At 48.2% G+C, this 24,351-nt stretch carries 19 protein-coding genes; 14 read left to right on the top strand and 5 right to left on the bottom strand.

The window, feature by feature from the left end; translation table 11 throughout:
* The first annotated feature begins 191 nt into the window (after positions 1–191).
* The 4 genes from DXT99_RS16720 (at position 192) to DXT99_RS16735 (ending at position 5,212) form a co-directional block, all read left to right on the top strand.
* Positions 192–944, top strand: coding sequence for an HAD family hydrolase (locus DXT99_RS16720; RefSeq protein WP_115566729.1), 753 nt, complete (start codon positions 192–194; stop codon positions 942–944).
* 6 nt (positions 945–950) lie between these two features.
* Complete coding sequence (gene otsB / locus DXT99_RS16725; RefSeq protein ID WP_115566730.1) at positions 951–1,784, top strand: trehalose-phosphatase; 834 nt, start codon at positions 951–953, stop codon at positions 1,782–1,784.
* Positions 1,777–4,179 carry a glycoside hydrolase family 65 protein gene (locus DXT99_RS16730; RefSeq protein WP_115566731.1) on the top strand — a complete coding sequence of 801 codons (2,403 nt, stop codon included), beginning with the start codon at positions 1,777–1,779 and terminating at the stop codon, positions 4,177–4,179. The genes otsB and DXT99_RS16730 overlap by 8 nt, the downstream gene beginning before the upstream one ends.
* Before the next feature lie 70 nt (positions 4,180–4,249).
* Positions 4,250–5,212: a 1-phosphofructokinase family hexose kinase gene (locus DXT99_RS16735; RefSeq protein WP_181885154.1), complete on the top strand. Its 963-nt coding sequence runs from the start codon at positions 4,250–4,252 to the stop codon at positions 5,210–5,212.
* A gap of 88 nt (positions 5,213–5,300) precedes the next feature.
* Here the strand turns inward: DXT99_RS16735 and fbaA are convergent, their stop codons facing one another.
* The 5 genes from fbaA to DXT99_RS16760 form a co-directional block, all read right to left on the bottom strand.
* Positions 5,301–6,380: a class II fructose-bisphosphate aldolase gene (gene fbaA / locus DXT99_RS16740; protein ID WP_115566732.1), complete on the bottom strand. Its 1,080-nt coding sequence runs from the start codon at positions 6,378–6,380 to the stop codon at positions 5,301–5,303.
* A gap of 207 nt (positions 6,381–6,587) precedes the next feature.
* Positions 6,588–8,147 carry an ABC transporter permease/substrate-binding protein gene (locus DXT99_RS16745; protein WP_115566733.1) on the bottom strand — a complete coding sequence of 520 codons (1,560 nt, stop codon included), beginning with the start codon at positions 8,145–8,147 and terminating at the stop codon, positions 6,588–6,590.
* A complete protein-coding gene (locus DXT99_RS16750; RefSeq protein ID WP_115566734.1) occupies positions 8,144–9,121 on the bottom strand; it encodes an ABC transporter ATP-binding protein in 978 nt (325 codons plus the stop codon). The genes DXT99_RS16745 and DXT99_RS16750 overlap by 4 nt, the downstream gene beginning before the upstream one ends.
* 78 nt (positions 9,122–9,199) lie before the next feature.
* Complete coding sequence (locus tag DXT99_RS16755) at positions 9,200–10,651, bottom strand: exonuclease domain-containing protein (protein ID WP_246000791.1); 1,452 nt, start codon at positions 10,649–10,651, stop codon at positions 9,200–9,202.
* 101 nt (positions 10,652–10,752) lie between these two features.
* Positions 10,753–11,892: an AI-2E family transporter gene (locus DXT99_RS16760; RefSeq protein WP_115566735.1), complete on the bottom strand. Its 1,140-nt coding sequence runs from the start codon at positions 11,890–11,892 to the stop codon at positions 10,753–10,755.
* A gap of 347 nt (positions 11,893–12,239) precedes the next feature.
* Between DXT99_RS16760 and DXT99_RS16765 the strand changes: the two genes are divergently transcribed.
* The 10 genes from DXT99_RS16765 (at position 12,240) to DXT99_RS16810 (ending at position 24,221) form a co-directional block, all read left to right on the top strand.
* Positions 12,240–14,105, top strand: a complete 1,866-nt coding sequence (locus DXT99_RS16765; RefSeq protein WP_115566736.1) for a DNA topoisomerase IV subunit B — start codon at positions 12,240–12,242, stop codon at positions 14,103–14,105.
* Positions 14,098–16,860 carry a DNA gyrase/topoisomerase IV subunit A gene (locus DXT99_RS16770; RefSeq protein ID WP_115566737.1) on the top strand — a complete coding sequence of 921 codons (2,763 nt, stop codon included), beginning with the start codon at positions 14,098–14,100 and terminating at the stop codon, positions 16,858–16,860. The genes DXT99_RS16765 and DXT99_RS16770 overlap by 8 nt, the downstream gene beginning before the upstream one ends.
* Before the next feature lie 83 nt (positions 16,861–16,943).
* On the top strand, positions 16,944–17,723 hold the full coding sequence (locus DXT99_RS16775; RefSeq protein WP_181885155.1) for a tetratricopeptide repeat protein: 780 nt from the start codon (positions 16,944–16,946) through the stop codon (positions 17,721–17,723).
* 163 nt (positions 17,724–17,886) lie between these two features.
* The gene (locus DXT99_RS16780; RefSeq protein ID WP_115566738.1) at positions 17,887–18,960 is read left to right on the top strand and encodes a tetratricopeptide repeat protein; all 1,074 of its coding nucleotides are present in this window, start codon (positions 17,887–17,889) and stop codon (positions 18,958–18,960) included.
* 4 nt (positions 18,961–18,964) lie between these two features.
* Entirely contained in the window at positions 18,965–20,902 is a 1,938-nt protein-coding gene (gene thrS / locus DXT99_RS16785) for a threonine--tRNA ligase (RefSeq protein WP_115566739.1), read from the top strand.
* 119 nt (positions 20,903–21,021) lie between these two features.
* Positions 21,022–21,546, top strand: coding sequence for a translation initiation factor IF-3 (gene infC, locus DXT99_RS16790; protein ID WP_115566740.1), 525 nt, complete (start codon positions 21,022–21,024; stop codon positions 21,544–21,546).
* A 24-nt stretch (positions 21,547–21,570) separates the two neighbouring features.
* Positions 21,571–21,765 carry a 50S ribosomal protein L35 gene (rpmI, locus tag DXT99_RS16795; protein ID WP_115566741.1) on the top strand — a complete coding sequence of 65 codons (195 nt, stop codon included), beginning with the start codon at positions 21,571–21,573 and terminating at the stop codon, positions 21,763–21,765.
* 85 nt (positions 21,766–21,850) lie between these two features.
* On the top strand, positions 21,851–22,195 hold the full coding sequence (gene rplT / locus DXT99_RS16800; RefSeq protein WP_115566742.1) for a 50S ribosomal protein L20: 345 nt from the start codon (positions 21,851–21,853) through the stop codon (positions 22,193–22,195).
* Positions 22,196–22,384: 189 nt separating this feature from the next.
* Positions 22,385–22,831, top strand: coding sequence for a bifunctional polynucleotide phosphatase/kinase family protein (locus DXT99_RS16805; RefSeq protein ID WP_115566818.1), 447 nt, complete (start codon positions 22,385–22,387; stop codon positions 22,829–22,831).
* Between the two features lie 121 nt (positions 22,832–22,952).
* Positions 22,953–24,221, top strand: coding sequence for a pyridoxal phosphate-dependent aminotransferase (locus DXT99_RS16810; protein WP_115566743.1), 1,269 nt, complete (start codon positions 22,953–22,955; stop codon positions 24,219–24,221).
* Positions 24,222–24,351: the final 130 nt, after the last annotated feature.

Here is a 24,351-nt window from a genome sequence, read left to right on the forward strand (position 1 = left end):
TACAAAAACAGACAAAGCCTCCTTTTATAAAGAGGCTTTGTCTGTTTAAGGGCAATTGACTAACAAGGTGAAAGCTGTTTGCATGGTACTGTCTGTAGTGAGGAAAATAGCTTGCAACAACTTTAAGGGCATAAATCAGGTACTAACTATCTAAAGTGAATGTAAAGAAATTTACCAGCCAAGATCACCATATGCCTCCATCCACACTCTCACAACTGCTTTCAGAAAGAAAAATCAAAGCTCTGATCCTGGATCTGGATGGGGTGATAACGCAGACAGCGAAGGTGCATGCAAATGCCTGGAAGAAGATGTTTGATGATTATCTGCTGCAGCGGGGAGAACAGGAGAGTGTAGTGTACAAGCCACTGGAAATAGCCACAGATTATAGAGACTATATAGACGGTATACCCCGCTACGATGGCGTGCGTAATTTTCTGGCGTCGCGCAATATTGTGCTCCCGGAGGGAACAGCGACTGATGCCCCTGGTAAAGAAACTGTTGCTGGCTTGGGTAACCTGAAAAACAATTACTTTAAGAAGCTGATAGAGCAGGGCGGTGTACAGGTATATCCTGATACGGTCGCTTTTCTACAAAATAAAATCGCCCAGGGCTTCCGCACAGCAGTCATTTCTGCCAGTAAAAACTGCCAGCCTATACTTGCTGCTGCCGGCCTGGAGGAGTTGTTTGAGGTGCGGGTGGATGGCGTAGTATCCGTCGAGCTGGGGCTGAAAGGGAAGCCTGCGCCGGACGTGTTCACGGAGGCCGCACGGCAATTAGGCGTGCAGCCACAGGAGGCTGCAATTTTTGAGGACGCACTGGCGGGTGTGGAGGCTGGCAAAGCAGGCGGCTTTGCCCTGGTAGTGGGCATCAACAGAACAGACGAAACATCAGAACTTTTGAAACACGGTGCCGACCTGGTGCTGGATAAATTTCCAACAGAATAAAAACCTATGAAGAACCAATCAACCAAAACGATTCAGAAGCACGAGGCAACAGATCTTCCTTCTGCCTTGATAGATATACCCCAACTGATTAACGGCAAAAAGCCCGCTGTTTTCCTGGATTATGATGGCTGCCTGAGCCCTATCGTAAAGGATCCTGACAAAGCGGTGATGACGCAGGAGATGCGGGATACCCTGCAGCGTCTGGCTAGTGTATGCAGCGTTGCCGTGGTAAGTGGCCGCGACCGCGCCAACGTAGAAAAGCTGGTGCAGCTGGACAATCTCTACTATGCCGGCTCCCATGGCTTTGATATTTCCGGTCCGAATAACATGCACACAGAACCGGGTGGTGCCAGTGAAGCAGTGCCAGCGCTGGACAAAGCCCAGAAAACACTTGATGAGCGGCTGAAGGATGTGGAGGGCGTGCTGGTAGAGCGAAAGCGCTATGCTATTGCCGTGCATTACCGCAACGTGCCCGATGACCAGGTAAGTAAGGTGCTGCAGGTAACGGAGGGCGTAATAGCCGAACACCCGGAGCTCAAAAAAGGACCCGGCAAAAAAATCATGGAGCTGAAGCCAAACCTGGACTGGCACAAGGGCAAAGCTGTTCGCTGGCTGATGAATGAGCTGGACTTAAACAAACCGGATATTGTGCCGCTTTACATCGGCGATGATATCACAGACGAGGATGCTTTTGCTGAGCTGCAAGGCGAGGGCATTGGTATCATGGTGGGCGAGCACGATGACAAAACAGCTGCTGAATATAGACTGGAGGACGTAACAGACGTACTCGCTTTTTTAGAAGCGCTTACGCAAACAATAAAAAGTCAGCAGGATGTATGATTGGAAAGTTGCATATGACAACTGGGCGCCGGAAGAGCAGCCACTACGGGAGGCACTCTGCACTTTAGGCAATGGCTACTTTGCCACACGTGGGGCCTTTGAAGAGGCCGATGCGGACCTGCAGGAGCATTATCCCGGTACCTACCTGGCAGGTGGCTATAACAGGCTTGTATCTGAGATAGCAGGCAGGCAGGTTGAGAACGAGGACCTGGTAAACTGGCCGAACTGGCTGCCGCTTACCTTCCGCCACACAAACGAAGAATGGTTTGGTGTGAGCCGGGTAGAAGTCATCACATTCAGGCAGGAGCTGGATATGCGGCAAGGTCTGCTGGAACGCAGAATGCGCTTCCGCGATGGCAGCGGTCGCGAAAGCACGCTCTACAGCAGGCGATTGGTTAGTATGGCAAACCCCCATGTGGCAGCAATGGAGTGGGAACTGACACCGCAAAACTGGTCTGGCGAGATAGAGATAAAGTCTGCGCTGGATGGACGGGTTACCAATAGCGGCGTGTCCCGTTACCGTGACTATGAAAGCCAGCACCTCGAGCCACTCCAGCAGGGGCAGCATAACGAAGAAACCATTTTTCTGAAAGTTCAAACGGTGCAATCTAAGATCCAGATGGCCCAGGCAGCACGCACGCGCATTTACATGGAGCCTAAAGGCAACGAAGTAGAGCGCACGCTGCAGACAGAGGATGGCTATGTGGCGCATCACTTCAAACTAAAATGTGAGCAGAAGCGGCCCCTCCGCGTCGAAAAAGTGGTGCAACTGCAAACCTCCCGGGATAAGGCTATTTCGGAGCCGCTGCAGGATGCCTGCATAAACAGCGGAAGGCAGGGTAGCTTTACTCATTTGCTGGAAAAACACAGGCTGGCATGGCAACGCCTCTGGAACCGTACAGAATTGCAGATAGCCTGCAATAGCAAAGCCCAGTCCATCCTTCGGCTGCACATATTCCACCTGCTGCAAACAGTTTCTGCCAATACTATAGGAATGGATGTAGGAGTGCCGGCACGGGGGCTTCACGGCGAGGCTTACCGGGGGCATATTTTCTGGGATGAGCTTTTCATTTTTCCTTTCCTGAACATGCACCTGCCGGAGTTAACACGCGAACTGCTTTTCTACCGTTACCGTCGTTTGCCCGAAGCGCGTTATGCTGCCGCTCAGGCAGGATACCGTGGGGCTATGTTTCCGTGGCAGAGTGGCAGCAATGGGCGCGAAGAAACACAGCAGGTTCACCTGAATCCACAATCAGGAAACTGGCTGATAGATAATACGCACCTGCAGCGGCACATAAATGGCGCTATTGTCTACAACGTTTGGCAATACTTCCAGGCGACAGAGGATATGGAGTTTCTCACTTTTGTGGGAGCCGAGATGATCTTAGACATTGCCCAGTTCTGGTCTACTATAGCTGAGGAGAACACGAAAACAGGTCGTTATGAAATTCATCATGTGGTTGGCCCTGACGAATACCACGCCGATTATCCGGACTCTGACGAACCTGGCCTCAGCAACAACGCCTATACCAACGTTATGGCAGTGTGGGTGATTCAGCGGGCGCTGCAACTGTTTCAAATGTTGGATGACTCGCGTGTGGAGGAGCTACTCCAGAAGCTAACCATTTCGGAGGCAGACATAGCACGCTGGCGCGATATCAGCCATAAGATGTATGTTCCGTTTATCGATCAGAGCAACATCATGGCGCAGTTTGAAGGGTATGAGCAGCTTGAGGATTTCCCTTGGCAGGAGTATAAGGAAAAGTATGGGGAGTCGATGCGCCTGGACCGTATTCTAGAAAGTGAAGGCGACAACGTAAACAGGTATAAGGCCAGCAAACAGGCCGATGTGCTCATGCTCTTTTACCTGTTTTCTGCAGAGGAACTGATTCATGTTTTTGACTTGCTTGGGTACCCCTTTAAGCCAGAACATATACACGAAAACATCGCCTATTATGAAGAGCGCACCTCCCATGGCTCTACGCTGAGTAAGATTGTACACTCATGGGTGTTGGCACGGTCAGACCGTAAGCGGGCATATAATAACTTTAAAATGGCCTTGGTAAGTGACGTAGAGGATGTGCAGGGGGGCACCACGCAGGAGGGCATCCATTTGGGAGCCATGGCAGGCACGGTGGACCTGGTACAGCGGGGGTTTACAGGATTGGAGATTCGGGATAATGTGCTGTGGCTGGCACCTGTTTTACCAGAAGAGATAGGCTGCCTTAATTTCCAGCTACGCTACCGCAGCCACTGGATTTCTCTCCAGTTCACCCACGATAAACTGTTGATTGTCGTCGACAAGGGATGGCTGAAGGAAGTACAAATCGGTGTCAACGGCAACGTATTTACTTTTCAGACAGGTGACCGGCGTGAATTCAATATAAGCCGATAAAACTTGAATATATAATCAGTAAGCAATACTAAAAACATTTGCATTGCTGCATCTCAAAAAATATAACATTATGCACGATATACTCACTATAACACTCAATCCTGCTTTAGATAAGAGCACTTATACAAACCGGGTACAGCCTGAGAGAAAAATACGATGCAGTACTCCTTACTATGAACCGGGTGGGGGAGGCATTAACGTTTCCCGCGCCATCAAAAAATTAGGCGGAAATTCCTGTGCCTGGTTTTTATCAGGTGGGCCTTCAGGTGAGAAACTTTGCAGCTTATTGAAGGAAGAAGGTATCAATTTCAAGGCTATGAAAGCCAAAAACTGGACCCGTGAGAACCTCATGGTGATGGAGGAAAATACCGGTAACCAGTTTCGCTTTGGCATGCCTGGCCCTGAAACGTCCGAGGAGGAGTGGAAGCAGTGCCTGGAGAAGTTAGAGGAAATTCCCAATAAGGAGCTGCCAAAATATGTAGTAGCCAGCGGGAGCTTGCCACCGGGTGTTCCAGATGATTTTTATCTGCAACTGGCTCAAATGGCAAACCGGCGTGGTTTCAGGTTGATAGTGGACACTTCAGGAGACGCTCTCCTGAAAGCGGCAGGAGAGGGTGTTTACCTGCTGAAGCCAAACCAAAATGAATTTGCTGCATTAGTTGGAAAAGAGGAGGTGTCGGCACTGGAACAGGAGCAGATTGCAGTGCAGATACTGGAAGAAGGAAAATGTAAGGTGCTGGTGGTGTCGCTGGGACCTCGTGGTGCCATGGTAGCGTCTAAAGAAGCCGGTATAAGTTATATTATGACGCCTCCCGTAAAGCAGAAAAGTGCAGTGGGCGCCGGCGACAGCATGGTAGGAGCCATGGTCATGAGTCTGCTGAAGGGCAACATGAACATAGATGAAGTAGTGCGTTACGGCGTGGCAGCCGGTACAGCCGCAACCATGACTCCAGGCTCGGAGCTCTGTAAAAAAGAAGACACAGAAAAAATTTACCAGTGGCTCCTTGAGCATCGAGAACTTACAAACATCTAGTAAGCAATAATTTAAAATCATCAACAGAATAGAAACAAAAAAGGTGGAACCAACTGGCTCCACCTTTTTTGTTTTGGTATGGTTAATATTACGCGTTGCGGTTGATAGCGTTCAAATCTTCAAACGCTTCTTTCAGGCGCTTCGTGAAAGTTTTCTCTCCTTCACGCAGCCAAACGCGTGGGTCATAAAACTTCTTGTTAGGCACATCATCGCCTTCCGGGTTGCCTAGCTGGGTTTGCAGATAATCCTTCTTAGACTCATAATAGTCTCTGATACCTTCCCAGAATGCCCACTGCATGTCCGTATCAATATTCATTTTGATGGCACCGTATTCGATTGCTTCTGTGATCTTCGCCTTTTCAGAGCCGGAACCACCGTGGAAAACGAAATGAACCGGATTTTCAACAGTATTGTATTTCTGCTGAATAAACTCCTGCGAGTTCTTTAGGATTTCAGGGCGAAGCTCCACGTTACCTGGCTTGTAAACGCCATGCACGTTACCGAAAGCAGCTGCGATGGTGAAGCGGTGGCTAATCTGGTTTAGCACTTCGTAGGCGTAAGCCACTTCCTCCGGCTGTGTGTACAGGCGGGCACTATCTACATCAGAGTTGTCTACACCGTCTTCCTCGCCACCAGTTACACCCAGCTCGATTTCAACAGTCATCCCCATTTTGTCCATACGTCTTAGATATTCGGCGCAGGTCTCGATGTTTTCCTGTAGATCCTCTTCTGATAAATCCAGCATGTGGGAGCTGAACAATGGCTTACCATGCTCAGCGAAGTATTTCTCACCGGCGTCTAAAAGTCCATCAATCCAGGGCAGTAACTTTTTAGCTGCGTGGTCGGTGTGCAACACAACAGGTACACCGTAAGCCTCCGCCATAATATGCACGTGGCGCGCACCCGCAACGGCTCCTGCAATAGCAGATTTCTGTAGTTCGTTTGCCAGGCCTTTGCCCGCATTAAATTGCGCACCGCTATGGGAGAACTGGATGATGACAGGGGAGTTTACATCTCTTGCTGTTTCCAGCACAGCATTGATTGAGTTTGAACCAATTACGTTAACAGCCGGAAGGGCAAAGTTATTTTCGTTGGCATACTTAAAAAGCTCTGTTACTTCATCACCGTGCAATACGCCAGCTCTGAATCTTGTTTTAGTTTCGCTCACAGTTTATCTTAATTTAATTTACTTACATTTTAATCTTATCTCAAGCTTCTTTACGAGGCTGAGATAAAACCATCTATCAGTAAATTTACTATATAGTTTAGAATTAAGAAAATCAGCACACGATATATATTGTAAGTAGCTGTACTTCATCCGTTGAAGCAAGAACATACCCAGTAAGCTAAAGAACTATTATCAGCAGTGGCTGACTTAATGGGCGAGGTGTTCTTTTAAATCAGAAATGCTGCGGATCTTCAGTTTTACAGCCTGCTCTTCCCGCATCATCAGCGCGTAGGTGTTGTTAAAACCAAGTGGCGGTAGCCACAAAATGTGATACTGCTCGTGAAATCGGTCAGCTACATACCGGAAAACCTTATCATTTTCTTTAGATAATTTATCTGCCACCGGTTGAGGTGTGTTCAGGATTACCTGCAGGCCGGTACCCGTGTACTCCGGGTAAATATCTATTTCGCCAGCAGCCAGCGCATCAAAGCAGATTTTAGTTCCGCCCAAGCCTGTTCGCGCTGACACCTGCAGGTTAGTGTAGCCCCGGATCAGTTGGGAAAGCATCTCTGTGAGAATGTATTGCTCAGTAAAGATCTTCGAGCCAAGTTGTATGGTTTCGCCAGTACCATTCTGCGGAGGCCGCCAAAGCCCCTGTTGCTCCAGAAAAGCTTGCGCCACCTCTGCCGGTGCAGCTTTATCAAAATCTACATGGTAATTAAGGGCTGTCATGGTAGAATCGTTGATAGTGCCGCTGAGCATTTCCAGCACCTCCCGCAGCTCCGGATGCCGCAACAGCACCGGCTCCCGTATCAGAAAAGCCGCGTGATAGGGTGGGAAGGAGTTCTGATCATCCTCCAGCACCCGTAGGCTGTACGTTTTGATTTTGCCGTCTGTGGAGTAGCCGTCAATTACATCCACATCTCCTTCATATACCGCCTTGTAAACCAGTGCTGGGGCCATGATAACGGTGTTCAGGTCAAGCCCGTAGGTTGCTTTCAGTCCGGGATACCCGTCAGCCCTTCCGGCAAATTCCGGACTTAGCCCTGCCTGGAAGCCACTGCGATTCGGTAACAGGTAAAACGAAGATAACAGGGGCAAAGCCAGAAACAGCAGCAACGCTGCTGGGCGCAGCAGGGGCAGCCGCAGGTGCTGGAGACGTGCCAGTAAAAAATCGATGCCCACAGCCAGCAGCGCAGCAGGAACAGCTCCAGCCAGAATCATAGGCGTATTATTCAGGGCAATGCCGCCAAAGATAAACTCGCCCAAACCGCCCGCCGCTATATAAGCTGCCAAAGTCGCCACGCCCACATTCAGTACTGCTGCCGTCCGGATACCGGCAAAAAGCACCGGCAGCGCCAGCGGTAGTTCCACTCGTGTCAGCAGTTGCCAGTCGGTCATGCCCATGCCGCGCGCTGCTTCTTTCACCTTTGCATCGACCTGCATGACGCCTGTAAAAGCATTGCGGATAATCGGAAGCAGCGAGTATAGAAACAGCGCAAAAATGGCGGGCTTAGGGCCAATGCCCAGCACCGGAATCAGGAAACCCAGCAGCGCTATGCTCGGGATGGTTTGCAGTATGCCTGTAATGCCAAACGCAGGTCCAACGCCTTTTTTATACCTGGTGATGAGCAGGCCCACCGGTAGCCCGATAAGTATGGCCAGTGCAAGCGATATAAAGGTAAGGCTAATGTGTTCCAGGGTCTGCTCCAGCAGTTTGTCACCTTGTAGCTGCAAAAAATCCCAAAAGTCTTGAATGTCATTCATGCGCGTAGCGAGGGGGTTAATTGTTCTACAGCAGCCATAAGATCGGCCACGGTGGCGGCCTGTGGCGGCGTTTCAGTATTTGCCTCTAAGGTGAGGCTTTGTTGTGGTGCGCCAGTGGCTGTTAGTATTTGGATGGCCTCCAGCACACTTTCCGATTCGGGAAAAACGATCGCATCGGTAGCATTAGCAGGAGAAACGGCAGGCAGGTAAGGCCTAAGCTGGTGCAGTTGCAGCACCTGTAGCTGTAGCTGGAAAAGGTGATCTTGCAGGAAGCGCATTACGAATTCGTTGGCAGGGCGGAATACCAGCTCTTGGGTTGTGCCGAGTTGTTGAATTTTTCCGTTGTCCATCAGGCAGATGCGGTCGCCCAGTTCAAAAGCCTCCAGTACGTCGTGCGTCACCAGTACCTTGGTTTTATGCCGCAGTGCCTCTATATTTTTGAATTCACGCCGGATGCTGATGCGCGTAATGGGGTCCAGAGCCCCGAAAGGTTCATCCATCAGTATCACAGGCGGGTCCGAAATAAGCGCGCGGGCCAAGCCGACCCGTTGCTGCTGTCCACCGCTTAATTCGTGCGGATACTTTGAGAGGTACTGCTGCGGGGATATTCTGAGTAGTTCCAGCACCTCATGTGTGCGTTTATCAATTTTCTCTTTACTCCAGTGCAGCAGGCGCGGCACCACTGCAATATTCTCCTGAACGGTATAGTGCGGAAAAAGCCCTGCGCCCTGTATCACATAGCCCATCTTTCGCCGCAGATCTTCCGGTTTCTGTTGCTGTATGTTTGTTCCCGCTACTTCAATAGTGCCTGCAGTAAGTTCCTCCAAGCGATTGATGAGTTTGAGGGTGGTCGTTTTGCCGCAGCCGCTGGTGCCCAGCAGCACAAGTGTTTCACCTTCTTTCACATCCAGTGTCACGTCATCAACTGCCAGCAAGCCGCCAAATCTTTTTGTTACGTTACGGAGGCGGATCATGGTACTTTAGGTGCTTCTTTGGTCATCATGCTCCTTCTACGAAACCATACCATTTTAGCTGACCTTCGCATTTAGCACCTAATCAAACACAATCACCTTATCCTTGTGCTTGCTGCGCAAATGGCCCCGGATAATCTGTTGCACGTCTTTGTTGTCGTTATAGCGCTTGATGGCTCCTTTGAAATCCTCCAGGTTATGGGCAGAGAAAGTCTCATCGACAAATCCAAAGCCAAGGTAGGTGCCATGCTCTATCACTACTACTGATTTTTCTCCGGGTTCACGGCCTTTGCCTATAATCACAAAGCTGTTATGCTCAAATGTAAAGGATTCGATTGCGGCATCCACCCGCTTGTTATACTCCTCCGGACTCTCCTTGCCCACGCAGGCGCCCTGGCACTGGTGCACCTGGTAATCGAAGCAGGCACCATTTGTCTTGTACAGGTCGCAGAGTTTCTGGCAGAGGTTGTATTTACCCACTTTATGGTACAGGAAACCTTTTGCCTTGAACTGGTTCGATAAAGCGATGATAGGTGTCATGTTCACGTTATCGGCTTTATTTACGCTACCGAAAGTCAGGCGCTTGTAGCCGTTCCCGTCTTCATATACATAGATGCCAGTATTAAACACGGAGCGGCGCTGTTGCCGGTTGTACTGCGGTTTCATCCGCTTTATTTCAGCAGACTCAAACAGCAGCGCCACCAGTTCATTGCCCATGGTCTCATAGGTGATGTCGGAGATGCTGTTCTTGAAATCGAGCGATTTCCTGCTTTTATAGTCGATGTTAAAATGCTGAATGATGCGCTTTTTGATGTTGATGCTCTTGCCAACATAGATAACCTCGCCGGCTTCATTATAAAAGTAGTAGACACCCGGCACCATTGGCAGCGCATCCACCTGCTCTTTCCTGATGTTTGGGGGGAGTAAGGATGTTTTAATTTCCTCCTTTAACACCTGCGTGGTGTTGTCGGCGGCCATGTTCATGTTGCCATCCACAACAGGCCTGTTTATTTTGATGAGCTTGTCGAAAAGGACAGCCGTCGCTTCGGCATCGCCAATGGCGCGGTGGCGTTGCGTCAGTTCAATATCGATGCTTTTGCAGAGTTTGCCTAAACTATAGGAGGGCAGGCCCGGTATAAGGGCACGACTCAGGCGCACCGTGCAAAGAGTTTTGCGCTGAAAGGTGAAGCCTAAGTCAGCAAATTCTTTCTTTATAAAGGAGTAGTCGAAGCGCACGTTATGAGCCACGAAGACTTTGCCCTCGGTAAATTCTACAATCTCTTTGGCTACCTCATAAAACTTAGGTGCATCCTTTACCATCTCGTCTGTGATGCCCGTCAGGTTGGAGATAAAGTAGGGGATAGGGCGCTGTGGGTTAATGAGTGTATTGTACTTGTCGACTATTTTCTCCCCGTCGTGGATGAAAATGGCGATTTCCGTTATTTTATCCTGAGCAGGCTGTCCACCTGTGGTTTCAATGTCTATGATAGCGTACAAAATGCTAAAATTAAATGCTTGTAGGTTAGGTGCCATGGCAGGTGCCATAAGCTTCCTCTACAACCAATAATTTTAGTATTATGTTTCAAATCAGCCCTTTCTAAAGCAAATAAGCAAACTGTATTAGCAAAACCTGTTTACGTGATGTCGTCGTCTTTTTTTCCCCGGCCAAGTCCGTTCACAATCTCATCAAACCAGTTCTTAATGCGTCCGGGCTTCTTAGGTTTCAGATCGTCTATGTCAGCCAGTAAATACCCGAAAGGCCGCGTTGGGGGGTAAGCATCAAAAATAACCTTTAACATGGCAATTACAGGAATAGAAATAATCATACCTGCTGCACCCCATATCTCTCCACCGATCAATAAAGCAATGATGGCAGCAAAAGGGTTGATACTCACTTTTGAGCCCACTACAAACGGAGTAATGAAATTACCCTCCAGGAACTGCACGAACATGAAGATGAGCACGACTACTACCGCATTGAAGAAATTGCCTGTGGTGGCCAGAATAAACACAGCAGGCAGAGAGGCTCCGATTAAGATACCGATATAAGGGATAATGGTCAGGATAGAGGCAAATACACCAAAGAAAATAGCATACTTCACGCCCACTATAAGTAAACCCGCTGAGTTTAACAGCGCCACTACTACAATCACTATCATCAAACCGGAGATATAGCTCTGCACCACATGCTGTATGTTTGACATGGCCCTGGTAAAGTCTCCCCTGTGATCTTTAGTGGTGAATTTAAATATAAACTGCTCGAGGTGGTCGCGGTAATAGAGCAGGCAGAACACAAAAATGGGCACGATAGTAACGAGTGTTAGTGCACCGGTGGTAACGGAAATGGTACTGCCCAGGAAAGTGGTGGAGATGTCCTGTATGCTGCCAATGGCATTGCGGATGATCTGGTTTCTGTTGGAAGGCGGTATCTCAAAATGCGTGTACAGAAAGTCCTGCACGTTTGCAAGGAGTGCTTCCAGGTTTTGGCCCACCGTATCCAACTCCGACGTAAGGCTTATTAACTGCATCGATAAGAACCAGATAACCAGACTGAGCACAACAATCACCAGCACAATGCTCAACAGAATAGCCAGTGGGCGTGGTAATCCCCACCTTTCCATATCCCGGTTAATAGGCAGCAGCAGGAGGGAGAAGAGCAAAGCGAAAGCCAGTGGCATTAAAATAGGCTTGAATGTCTGCAGCCCTAAAATTAACAGCGCCAGCGCCAGTAGTATAATTGTAAATTTAAAGTACTTGGGTAATTTTATTTCCATTTAATTGTGCTGTCTTCTCCTTTCATAAGCTCCTGAGGTACAGTTATTGTATCAATTGATAGCAAATGTAAGGTAACAGGATTTAATAAGTTGTATATTTATATGCTAAAAAAATTAGCTTAATTAACTGTTGTTTTTCTTTCTTTAGATGAACTTCTACCCCTAAACAGGAGTTATTAATTGACTATTAGCCTACAAATTTGTATATTTGACTAATATTTTTAGTATTTCTGAAACAGAATAGGTTGTATAGAATAGGAGTTGGAACTTTAGATGGTGTCTATACTCTTATAATTTTCTATATTTCCGGTTGAATTTACCAAAACATCTACACTTACGCTTAAAGAATGGCAGAGTTAGTTCAAAATAACTACAACGAAGACAGTATTCGGTCGCTGGAGCCGCGGGAGCACATCAGGTTGCGTCCTGGTATGTACATTGGCAAATTGGGCGATGGTTCATCGGCTGATGACGGTATTTATATCCTGGTGAAAGAGGTGGTTGACAACTCCATTGACGAACACGTGATGGGGCATGGCAAAACCATTGATATTAAAATTTCTGACCATAAAGTACAAGTGCGTGACTATGGCCGGGGCATTCCGCTGGGTAAGGTAGTTGACTGTGTGAGCAAGATAAATACGGGCGGTAAATACGATAGCAAAGCCTTCCAGAAATCGGTTGGTCTGAATGGTGTGGGTACGAAAGCAGTGAACGCGCTATCCAGCCACTTCAGGGTACAGTCGGTACGCGACGGACAGATGAAGGTGGCAGAGTTTGAGCAGGGGGTACTAACGCAGGATTACGATCTGCAGGAGACGAGCCAGCGCAATGGTACGCTTACTTCCTTTGTGCCGGACGAGGCCATCTTTAAGAACTTCCAGTTTAACCCGGATTACCTGGAGAACCAGATTTGGAACTATGTGTACCTGAATGCCGGCCTTACGGTGAACTTTAACGGTAAGAAGTTTTACTCAGAGAACGGCCTGCTGGACCTGTTGCGCAATAAGGCTGACGAAGAAAGCATGCGCTATCCAATCATCCACCTGAAGGGAGAGGATATCGAACTTGCACTCACACACGGCAACGACTACGGCGAAGAGTATTACTCGTTTGTAAACGGACAGTACACCACGATGGGTGGTACGCACCTGGCAGCCTTCCGCGAGGCGGTGGTGAAGACGGTGCGTGACTTCTACAAAAAAGACTACGATGCAGCCGATATCCGTGGCTCTATCGTGGGAGCCATCAGTATCCGGGTGCAGGAGCCGGTGTTTGAGTCGCAGACCAAAACAAAGCTGGGCTCTATTGATATGGGGCCTGACGGTCCTGCCGTTCGAGCCTTTATAAACGACTTTGTAAAAGAGCACCTCGACAACTACCTGCACAGGAACGCAACGACAGCCGAGGCACTGAAGAAGCGCATTGAGCAGAGTGAGCGTGAGCGTAAGGATATGGCTGGCGTGAAAAAGCTGGCTAACCAGCGCGCTAAAAAAGCGAACCTGCACAACCGCAAGCTCCGCGACTGCCGCATGCACTTTAACGAGGACAAGCATGAGAACGCCCTGCTTTCTACCCTCTTCATTACAGAGGGTGACTCGGCGAGTGGTTCTATCACTAAATCCCGCAATGTGGATACAGAGGCGGTATTCAGTTTAAGAGGTAAGCCGCTCAACTGCTATGGCCTGAAGAAAAAAGTGGTGTACGAAAACGAAGAGTTTAACCTGCTGCAGCACGCCCTGAACATTGAAGAAGGCCTGGAAGGGCTGCGCTATAACCGCGTGGTAGTAGCCACTGATGCCGACGTGGACGGAATGCACATCCGCTTGCTGCTGCTGACGTTTTTCCTGCAGTTTTTCCCGGACCTGGTGAAGAACGGCCACGTGTATATATTGGAGACACCGCTTTTCCGGGTGCGCAATAAGAAGGAAACCATTTATTGCTACAACGAGACAGAGAAGCAGGAGGCAATCCAAAAGTTAGGCAAGCGCCCGGAGATTACCCGCTTCAAGGGTTTGGGTGAGATCTCTCCGGATGAGTTCGGCAAGTTTATTGGTGACAACATCAAGCTGAAGCCGGTTATCCTGCACAAAGACACGACGATACAGAAAATGCTGAGCTACTTTATGGGCAAAAACACGCCGGAGCGTCAGGGTTTTATTATCGATAACCTGAAGATCGAAAAAGACATAGTAGAGGAAATTTATGCATAACGACGAGTTGAATAACGAAGAATTAAATCACGAAGACGAGCTGGAAGTAACCTTCAACGATGGGGAAGGAGAACTGATCCATAACGTAACGCCTGTAGCCGGCCTTTATGAAACCTGGTTCCTCGACTATGCTTCTTATGTAATTCTGGAGCGTGCGGTGCCAGCCATCGAAGACGGCCTGAAGCCGGTGCAGCGACGCATACTGCACGCCATGAAAGAAATGGACGATGGCCGCTTTAACAAAGTAGCCAACGTGATAGGGCAGACCATGCAGTACCACCCGCACGGTGACGCCTCCATCGGGGACGCCATGGTGAACCTGGGGCAGAAAGATTTGCTGATAGAGACGCAGGGTAACTGGGGTGATGTACGCACCGGCGACAGCGCTGCTGCTCCGCGTTACATCGAGGCACGCCTTTCTAAGTTTGCCTTGGATGTGGTGTTTAACCCGCAGACAACCTTGTGGCAGCTGTCGTATGACGGACGTAAAAACGAGCCGGTGACACTGCCCGTGAAGTTCCCGCTGCTGCTGGCGCAGGGTGTTGAAGGTATAGCCGTGGGTTTGTCTACGAAGATTATGCCGCACAACTTCCGCGAGTTGATAAAAGGTTCTATTGATGTGCTGAAAGGCCGTTCTACACAGCTCCTGCCAGACTTCCCGAATGGCGGCCTGGTAGACGTAACCAATTACAACTCCGGCATGCGTGGCGGTCGTATCCGCGTGCGCGCCACCATTGAAAAGGTCGACAAGACCATGCTCATCATACGGGACGTTCCTTACGGCATTACGACCACCGGCCTGATGGAGTCGATCGTGAAGGCAAGTGAGAACAACAAGATCAAGATTAAGAAGGTAATTGATAATACAGCGGCTGATGTAGAGATACAGGTGCATTTGCCCGCCGGTGTGTCACCTGACCTTACCATTGATGCCCTTTACGCCTTCACTGACTGCGAGGTATCTATCTCCCCGAATACCTGTGTGATTATTGACGACAAACCACACTTCCTGAGTGTGGATGAACTGCTGCGCATCTCTACCTTTAAAACAGTAGATCTGTTGAAGCGTGAGTTGGAAATACGTCGGGCAGAACTGGAAGACAAGTGGCATAACTCTTCCCTTGAGAAAATATTTATAGAGAACCGCATTTACCGCGATATTGAAGAATGTGAGACGTGGGAGGCCGTGCTGGAGGCAATTGATAAAGGGCTGGACCCTTACAAGCCCCTGCTGCGCCGCGAGGTGACAGAAGAGGATATTGTCAGGCTGACAGAGATCAGGATCAAGCGCATATCCAAGTATGACTCCTTTAAGGCAGACGAATATATCCGGAAGCTGGAAGAGGAGATGGCCGAGGTCGATGACAACCTGGCCCACCTTATCCGCTATGCTATTTCCTACTTTGAGTCACTATTGAAGAAGTATGGGCAAGGGCGTGAACGTAAAACACAGTTAAAGACTTTTGATGTTATTAATGCACAGAATGTTGCCATAGCGAATCAGAAGCTTTACATGAATGCCAAAGACGGCTTTATCGGAACCGGGCTGCGCAAAGATGAGTTTGTGTGCGACTGCTCCGACATGGACGATATCATCGTGTTCCGCAAAGACGGTAAGTTCACGGTTACAAAGGTGGCAGAGAAGACATTCGTAGGCAAAGACATCATTCTGGCCGGGGTGTATAACAAGAACGATGAGCACATGGTGTACAACATGATTTACCTGGATGGTAAATCAGGCGTCTCTTATGCCAAACGTTTCTCCGTGAAGTCTATCACCCGTGACAAAGAGTATGACCTGACCAAAGGCAACAAAGGCTCTAAAGTACATTACCTGACAGCCAACCCGAATTCTGAATCAGAAGTCGTAACCATCTCATTGTCACCTCAAGCCACAGCGCGTGTTAAAGTTCTTGATTATGACTTTTCGGAGCTGATGATAAAAGGCAAAGGCTCAAACGGCAATATCGTGACGAAGTACCCGGTGAAGAAAGTCGTGCAAAAGAGCCTGGGCGAATCAACGCTTGGTGGCCGTGAGATATTCTACGACGAAGTGATTGGGCGACTAAACACCGAAGGCCGTGGCCGCTACCTTGGCTCTTTCAATACCGATGATACCATCCTGGTGGTGTATGAAGACGGCAGCTATGAGTTAACATCGTTTGACCTGGCCAACCACTATACCGTTGAGAAGATAAAGGTACTGCAGAAGTTTGATCCGGAGCTGGTTGTTTCCTCTATCTATTATGAAGGCGAGAACAAGATCTATTATGTGAAGCGCTTCAAAGTAGAAACCTCTACAGTGGGCAAACGCTTTCCGTTCATTCCTGAAACGAAGGGTTCCCGCCTAGAGGCTGTTTCCACGCATCCGGAGCCACTGGCAACTATTTCTTTCAAACGCGACCGCCGTAGTGAGAAGGAGACAGAGAAGCTGCTGCTGAGTGAGTTCATCGACGTGAAAGGATGGAAAGCTTTAGGTAATAAGCTCAATTACTACAAGGTGCTGGATGTGTCGCTGCCAAAGATGGAGGCAGTGGAGCAGCCAGACGATGATAAAACCAAGAGCAAGAAATCTGCTCCGAGGAAGGCTCCCGCTACGGTTCCCTCTGAGTTGAAAGAACTTGCTGAAGAGGCCGCCAAATTAAGTGCTATCCAACATCACGAGTCAGAATTCGTAGAAAAAGGGGTAGACGATGGTGAGGAAATCTCAGAAAAAGAAGCACTCAGAAGAAAAAAGCAACTTGATCTTTTTTAGGTTATAAGAAGTTCTTCTTTTCTGTTAGCTTCCTCTTGCTAAAGTCTTCTGCAATATGTAGATTGTAGGGTGAGTAAGTATATATGAGAAGACTTTTTAAAATATTTCTGATAGTAAGCATACTCTGTGGAGGAACGCCTGCTGCTATGGCAGGCGCTTCCTTCTCAGGGAATGAGCAATTGCTGCAGCAGGCAAAGCAGCTTTTGAACAGGTACAAAGACAGCGAAGCGCTGCTTTTGTATGAGCAGGTGCTTGCTGCTGCACCAGACAATTATGAGGCACTTTGCAAAGCAAGCATGCTCCATTGCCGCATTGGCGAACGCTATAGCACTGATGAGACGTCTAAGATGCAGCATTTTTCTAAAGCAAAGAGCTACGCGCAGAAAGCCTATGAAATAGATCATGTGGATGCTGAGTCCAACTTTGTCATGGCGCTTTCTATTAGTGCTGAAGCGATGGCCTCCGGAGCTAAGAACCGTTTGGTAGGTATTAATGAAGTGAAAACTTTTCTGGATGCAGCCCTGGCTTCTGATGACCAGCATGCGGGTGCTTGGCATATCATGGGCCGCTGGTATTTCAAAATGGCAAATCTCAACCTAATAGAAAAGGTGGCTTCTAAAATGCTGTTTGGTGGAGTATGTGATGAGGCTACAAACTCCCAGGCTGCAATAGCACTTGAAAAAGCAGTTGCTTATGATCCGGATAATATCCGTTACTATTACGATCTTGCCTGCATCTATGATGAAATGAAGGATACAGCAGCTAGGAATACAACGTTGGAGAAAGCCATCTCGCTCACCTATGAGACGAAGGAGGAACTGGAACTAAGCAGGCGCTGTAAGATTATGCTTCAAGAGAAATAATAAATTGAGCATATATTATGCTTTCAAAGCCTGCTTCCAAACGGTGGCAGGCTTTTAGTTTTCAAGGCTGTCGTGTGAAGGTTATTTCAAATTTCTTAAAATGTCTTAATTTAGCGCGCAAGTGTTACGGTACCTCTATTACAAGTTCCTTTTTAAGCGAATAATGGCTTATTTACCGCGTTTGCTGTTCCTGTTGCCTTTCTTTTTTGCTTCCTGCAGCCTCGAAGAGGATAACAGGGAGCAGATGGTGAATCTGCAGCAAGTGAAGGATAACCCTGAGGCGCAGCTTGTAAACCTGAATGCGGCAATAGAACAAACGGGAAGCGACGGCAGTTTGTATGCCCGCAGATCGGTAGTACTGTTGCGTAAAGGAGAACTGGAGCAGGCATTGAATGATGCGAACAAGGCGGTAAAGCTTACCCGTAATGAGCCCTCCAGCCTTTTTGTAAAGGCGCAGGTGCTCCGCACCATGGGCAAACCGGAGGAGGCGCTGCCGCTAGCGCTGCAGGCAGAGCGGAACTCGTATCAGAGTTCCTCGCTTTACGTGCTTCTGGGCGATTTGTACCTCCAGCGCAACGACTATCAGCAGGCACAGGCTTACCTGAACAAGGCGCAGGAGCTGTCGCCTGATGATGAATTCGCTTTTTATTATAAAGGAAGGGTTCAGGAAGCAACAGGGGATACTGCGAGGGCTATGCAGAATTACAGGAATGCGCTTGAGCAGGCGCCTGCCTTTGTGGAGGCACAGCGTGAGTTGGCTGGCTTGCTTGTGGCTGAAGGAGACTTTACTGCAGCAAAACCTTTCCTGGCAAGTGCCTTGAAAGCGGCCCCTAAGGATGGGGTTCTATGGTACTACAAAGGGCTTGTACAAAAGGCAGAGCAGAAACCGGACAGTGCGTTGCAGGCCTTTAGCCGGGCAGTAAGTTTGAATGATACTATACAGGGCGCACATTACTGGTTGGGGATACAGCAGCATAAGTTAGGCAATAATGAGGCAGCTATTTCCCATTTGCAGAGAGCTGCCAGCTACAAGGGAGAGCTTAAGTACATGACAAATTTGGCCAGTGCTTATGAGCGCACGGGGCAGAATGGATTGTCCCTGGCCACTTATCAGCGTTTGGTGGAGGCAGAGCCAACGTATACGTACGCTTACCAGGCTATCAGCCGCATTAAAAGTAAATTAGTAAAACCGAAACCTGACAGCACAGCAGTGCGGCAGGTACAGATACAACAATAAAAACATGATCAACATCACACTGCCAGATGGCTCTGTACGCCAGTATGAACAAGGCGTAACAAGCTTTGAAGTGGCTCAGAGCATCAGCGAAGGCCTGGCGCGTAACGTGCTAGCTGCTAAAGTAAATGACACTGTTTGGGACCTCTCGCGCCCTATCACAGAAGATGCAAGGGTACAGCTGCTCACCTGGAATGATGACCTGGGAAAGAACGCTTTCTGGCACTCGTCGGCGCACTTGCTGGCAGAGGCACTGGAAGAGCTTTATCCGGGCGTGAAGTTCGGCATAGGGCCTCCGGTAGAGAACGGTTTTTATTATGATGTGGACCTGGGCGAGCGTTCTTTCTCGCAGGAAGACTTTGCCAAGGTAGAGCAGAAGATGCTGGAGCTGGCCCGAAATAAAAATGAGTTCAAAAGACGTGATGTTTCCAAAGCAGAAGCCATAGAGTATTTCACTCAGAAAGGGGACGAGTACAAGCTGGATCTCATAAAGGACCTGGCGGATGGTACCATCTCTTTTTATGAGCAGGGTAACTTCGTGGATCTTTGCCGTGGACCGCACATCCCGAATACAGGCCATATAAAGGCTGCGAAAATCATGAACGTGGCCGGTGCCTACTGGCGTGGCGACGAAAAGAACAAGCAGCTGACACGTATTTACGGGGTTACTTTCCCGAAACAAAAAGAGCTGACAGAACACCTGCAGCGCCTCGAAGAAGCCAAGAAGCGTGACCACCGCAAGCTGGGAAAAGAACTGGAGCTGTTCGCCTTTTCTGAAAAGGTAGGGATGGGGCTGCCACTTTGGTTGCCAAAAGGTACTCTGCTACGTGAGCGCCTGGAGCAGTTTATGCGCAAGGCACAGATGCGTGCCGGTTATCAGCCGGTGGTAACGCCGCACATTGGCAGCAAAGAGCTTTACATTACTTCCGGACACTACGAGAAGTATGGAGCGGATTCCTTCCAGCCAATCAAGACGCCGAATGAAGGGGAGGAGTTCTTCCTGAAGCCGATGAACTGCCCGCATCACTGCGAAATTTATAAGACTCGTCCGCGCTCATACAAGGAGCTGCCCGTACGCCTGGCAGAGTTTGGTACTGTATACCGTTACGAGCAGAGCGGGGAGCTGCACGGCTTAACACGCGTGCGGGGCTTTACGCAAGACGACGCGCACATTTTCTGCCGACCGGACCAGGTGAAGGAAGAGTTTATCAAAGTAATTGATCTGGTGCTTTATGTGTTTAATGCACTTGGCTTCGAAGACTATACGGCACAGATATCCCTTCGTGACCCGGAGAACAAGAAAAAATACATCGGTGGCGACGAAGCTTGGGAAAAAGCAGAGACTGCTATTATCGAGGCTGCCGCAGAGAAAGGCCTACGTACTGTAACCGAACTGGGAGAGGCTGCGTTCTATGGACCTAAGCTCGACTTTATGGTAAAGGATGCCCTTGGCCGTAAATGGCAGCTCGGAACTATCCAAGTGGATTACCAGTTACCAGAACGTTTCCAGTTGGAATACATTGGTGCTGATAACCAGAAACATCGCCCGGTAATGATACACCGTGCGCCTTTCGGTTCACTGGAGCGTTTTGTGGCCGTGCTGATTGAGCATTGCGGCGGTAATTTCCCGCTGTGGCTAAGCCCGGACCAGTTCGCCATCCTGCCCATTTCTGAGAAGTATCAGGATTTTGCGCAGGAAGTGTATCACCGCCTGCAGCAGCACGATATCCGTGGCTTTGTAGACAACCGGGATGAGAAAATCGGCCGTAAAATACGCGATGCAGAAGTGCAGAAGGTACCTTACATGCTGATTGTAGGAGAGAAGGAACAGGAAAACGATGCTGTATCGGTGCGTAAACACGGTGAAGGAGATTTAGGCACTATGTCTGTAGAGGAGTATATCAGCTTCTTTCAGAATAAAATTGCCGAGGTATTGAACAAATAAGGAAAGTAATTTTCTTTTTGATATAAAAAGTGCGATATTCGCACCTTGATTGTAAAAACTAATTTAAAGGAGGTAATACTATAGCTACTCAAAACAGGCGCTACATCCCACGAGGAAAAGTGGAGGAGCCTTACAAAGTCAATGAAAAAATAACTGCCAGAGAAGTCCGGGTAGTTGGAGACAATGTAGAGCAAGGTGTGTTCTCAACAAGAGATGCGCAGCGAATGGCCAACGAGCAGAATCTTGACCTGGTTGAGATCTCGCCTACAGCCAATCCTCCCGTATGTCGCATCATCGACTACTCGAAATTCAAGTACGAGCAGAAGAAGAAGACACGCGAGATGAAGGCAAAAGCTCAGAAAGTTGTCATCAAAGAGATCCGTTTCGGCCCGAACACAGATGATCACGATTTTGAGTTCAAGCTGAAGCACGCGAAAGGCTTCCTGGAGAGCGGTTTCAAAGTGAAATCATACGTTCACTTTGTGGGTAGGTCTATTGTGTTCAAGGAAAGAGGAGAGATCCTGCTTCTGAAGTTTGCACAAGCATTGGAAGAAGTGGCCAAGGTAGAACAGCTGCCGAAGCTGGAAGGAAAGCGAATGTTTCTTATCCTTTCTCCTAAAGTTGCTCCTGCCACCAAGAAGTAATTTTTTTATTCAATTTTTATAACCATGCCAAAAGTAAAAACAAAATCTGGTGCAAAGAAGCGTTTTACTTTGACAGGTACTGGCAAAATTAAGCGCAAGCACGCTTTTAAGAGCCACATCCTGACGAAGAAGACGACAAAGCAGAAGCGTAACCTTACTCAAACAGGCCTTGTTAGCTCAGCTGATACGGACAGAGTAAAACTTATGCTCAACATTTAATTATTTAAGGTTAACTATTAGTACGAACCCAGTGCCTGGTCTTTTTAAAGATTTTACAATCACCAGTCGCTAAAACTCAAAAGAAATGCCTAGATCGGTCAATGTCGTAGCAGCACGACACAGAAGAAAAAAAATAATGAAAATGGCCAAAGGTTACTTTGGCCGTCGCAAGAACGTTTGGACAGTTGCGAAAAACGCAGTTGAAAAAGGTTTAACCTATGCGTACCGCGACAGAAAAGCAAAGAAGAGAGACTTCAGAGCACTGTGGATCCAGCGTATTAACGCGGGTGCACGTGAGCATGGCTTGTCTTACTCTGTGCTGATGGGCGCTTTGAAAAAGGCTAACATCGACCTGAACAGAAAGGTACTTGCTGACTTAGCAATGAACCACCCGGAAGCGTTCAGATCAATCGTTGAGAAAGTAAAGTAAATTTACTTGAACATATAGAACAGAAGGGCTTGGCTAACGCTAAGCCCTTTTTGTTTTAATAAAGGGATTGGCTTTCGAAGCTTGAAATCTACCTTTCTGACATTAGTACCTACAGCTGTTTCTACACTTCACACAGATTGGTTTCTCCTTGCTGTATCTACTACACGGTCTGAGAAGTATAAAGTAAATATGCAAGCCATTATCTTCTGCGGAATTCAAGCAAGCGGTAAATCTACTTTTTACAAAGAACACTTCTTTGATACCCATATGCGCATCAGCATGGATCTGCTGCGGACACGCAACCGGGAGCGGCTTTTTCTGGAGGCATGTATCCGTTCTCAGATGCGTTTTGTGGTAGACAATACCAATCCTACAGCGGCTGAACGACAAAAGTATATTGAACTGGCGAAGGCGGCGCGCTATGAAGTAATAGGGTATTATTTTGAATCTACTACCAAAGATGCTTTAGCCCGTAACAGCCTGCGAAGTGGCCGTTTCCTGATTCCGGAGAAGGGAATTTATGGTACTCATAAAAGACTGCTGAAGCCCTCCCTGGCAGAGGGTTTTGATATGCTCTACCATGTAAGGCTACAGCCTGATAGCACCTATAGTATAAAACTAGTAGCGGAATTGTGAGGTAGATAGTACTCATTTTTTTCATTTTAATAAAGAAGAACAAGTTTCAATATGAAAATTGTTCGCCAGTAAGAGGTAATTTATAACGGCAGCAATGTTATATTGAGCAAATTTTAAGAGTATGATACAACGAAGCGACAGGCTCCACAATGTTTCTTACGAACTGCGGGGGCCGGTATATGAGAAGGCGAAAGAGCTTGAATTGCAGGGACATAAAGTTACCAACCTGAATATTGGCAACCCGGCACCATTTGGATTTAATGCACCGCAGGCAGTGTTGCAGCAGATAGTGGAAAATCTGAGTCTGGCACAGGGCTATTCAGATCATAAGGGTCTGTTAAGTGCCAGAGAGGCTGTAAAAACCTATTATGAGAAGGCGGGAGTAGCGCACATTCATGTTGATGACATTTTTTTAGGGAATGGCCTGAGCGAACTGATCATGCAGTCGGTGCAGGCGCTGGTGAATAACGGGGATGAGATGCTGGTGCCTTCACCGGATTATCCGCTTTGGACAGCCGCTGTTAATTTCTCGGGCGGTAAAGCAGTGCATTACCTGTGCGATGAGGCGTCTGACTGGTATCCTGATGTAGCCGATATCAAAAGCAAGATTACATCTAAAACACGTGCCATTGTTATCATCAACCCGAATAACCCGACGGGTGCCGTTTACTCTAAGGATATTTTAACGGAGATAGTGGCCTTGGCCGAGGAGCACGAGCTGATTATTTTCTCTGATGAGATCTATGATAAAATCCTGTATGACGGCGTTGAGCACATTCCGACGGCTACCCTCTCAGATTCAGCAGTTTGTATAACCATGAGCGGTCTCTCCAAAAACTATCTTGCAGCCGGTTTCCGCGCTGGGTGGATGCTTATAAGTGGGGCCAAGTCGAAGGCGGCAGATTATATTGATGGGCTAAATACCTTGGCCAGCCTGCGGGTGTGTAGCAATGTGCCTGCTCAGTATGCCATACAGGTAGCGCTGGAAGGTGTGCCATCGGTGCAGGACCTGGTGTTGCCAACAGGCAGGCTAGGGAAACAGCGGAATGCGTGTTATGAGAAGCTGACAGCCATCCCCGGAATTACCTGTGTAAAGCCGATGGGAGCCTTTTACATGTTCCCGAAGATAGATGCCAAAAGGTTTGATGTCCACAACGACCAGCAGCTTGTGCTGGACTTGCTGGCGGCACAACATGTTTTTGTTGTGCAGGGGAGCGGCTTTAACTGGCATAAGCCTGACCATTTCAGAATAGTATATCTTCCGGAGGTAGAGGTGCTCGATAAGACAATAGATAAACTCTCCCTTTTCTTTTCCACCTATAAGCAGGCACCCAAGTCGGCCTCTGAAAAGGAGCCCGTGCTCACTTTATCAGTGCAGTTATCAGATTAAGCATCTTAAGATACTGTCTAAAATCAAGAAGCCTCACCGCTGGATATATAAAATCCGTTGTGAGGCTTCTTGTTTCTAATGATAAATGTTGCTGAACCATTCATAATTCAGCATTCCTAACTCATAATTA

Source organism: Pontibacter diazotrophicus (assembly GCF_003367245.1).
In the GTDB taxonomy this organism is placed as follows: Bacteria; Bacteroidota; Bacteroidia; order Cytophagales; family Hymenobacteraceae; genus Pontibacter; species Pontibacter diazotrophicus.